This window comes from Mesorhizobium sp. M4B.F.Ca.ET.089.01.1.1 (genome assembly GCF_004022605.1).
GTDB lineage: Bacteria > Pseudomonadota > Alphaproteobacteria > Rhizobiales > Rhizobiaceae > Mesorhizobium > Mesorhizobium abyssinicae.
In genome coordinates this window covers 1-1,294 of record NZ_RZOS01000845.1, presented here as the reverse complement: position 1 = coordinate 1,294, position 1,294 = coordinate 1, and the positions used below count along the sequence as shown (strand labels likewise).

Annotated in this window: 2 protein-coding genes; both read left to right on the top strand. The window is 57.9% G+C overall.

All coding sequences use genetic code 11. The features are described from left to right. The first annotated feature begins 177 nt into the window (after positions 1–177). Positions 178–870 (top strand): type IV secretion system protein, encoded by a 693-nt coding sequence (locus EN780_RS34440; protein WP_128276477.1) that lies wholly within the window; start codon positions 178–180, stop codon positions 868–870. Continuing rightward, the coding region (locus EN780_RS34435; protein ID WP_189557003.1) for a TrbG/VirB9 family P-type conjugative transfer protein at positions 867–1,294 on the top strand (428 nt) is incomplete at its 3' end. The genes EN780_RS34440 and EN780_RS34435, both read left to right, overlap by 4 nt.

Below are 1,294 nucleotides of genomic sequence, written 5' to 3'. Positions count from 1 at the left end.
CGGCACGGCAGGCGTGGTCGGCAATGCCGGTATGCGTGCACGTGATCGTATCCATTCCGGCATGGTTGCCAACATTCGCACGGCCAATGAGCGCACTGCCATGCAGAACAGAATCTCCAACAACAGCATGCCTCGCTGAGGCGGCTCGCTGGCAGGCAAAGTAAGGGCTGGATCAATATGGCAGACAACGAAGGTGCTTTGAGGAGCTATTTTCAGGACGGCGACCGATGGGAAAACGAGATCGTCAAGAAGGCGAAGCGCTCCCGCTCGCTTGCGTGGTTCGTGGCGCTGCTTTTCGGCGTGATCACGCTGCTGGCGCTCGTCGCGCTCGTTCTCTTGGTCCCGCTGAAAACCTTCGAGCCGTATATCGTCGAGGTCGACAAGAACACCGGCTATATCGAGGTCAAGACAGGCCTGACCAAGCCGTTGACCCTGACAGAGACGCAAGCCATCACGCAAGCCAATGTGGTGCGCTATATCCGCCAGCGCGAGGGCTATGACCCGTTCGCCATCGAAGAAAACTTCGGCGTCGCCGCTCTACTGTCGACCGGGGATGCGGCACGCGAGTTGGCAGAGCAGTACAGCGCAGCCAACCGGAACAATCCGACCAAAGTCTACGGCAAAAACAAGCGCGTGCTGGTGGACGTCAAGTCCGTGACGTTCTCGAACGCCAGCACAGCGCTGGTCCGGTTCTCGACAACGGAAAAGTCCGACACGGATTCGATCGTCCGGCACTACATTTCGGTTGTGCGCTACCGCTATACCGACACGCCGGAAACGAATGAATGGCGGTTTGAAAACCCCCTCGGATTCCAAGTCTACAACTACCGCCGCGACCAGGAAACGGTTACGCTGGGGGACGAGGGATGATGAAACGCCTGCTGTTTTCGGCGGCGTTTTCCGTCGCCATCCAGACTCACGCCCATGGCGCGCAAACGCCTCGTCCGGGCAACCTCGACGGGCGCGTTACCAGTGTCGTCTATCAGCCGAACAACGTGGTCACGGTCAATGCCACCTATGGCATTTCGACCATGATCATTTTCGACGAAGACGAGAGATTCGAAACGATCTCGCTCGGCGATACGGAAAGTTGGCAGGTTGCGCCTTCGGAGAAGGGCAACATCCTGTTCGTCAAACCGGTAGCCAAGAACGTCACCACCAATATGAACGTGGTGACGACGAAACGAATTTATTTCATCGAGCTGCACGACTATGCGCCAGAGGCAGGCCGCAAGGTCTTCGGCGTGCGCTTCGTCTATCCGGAGAAGGATCTGAACGCTGCCTTGCGCAAGGA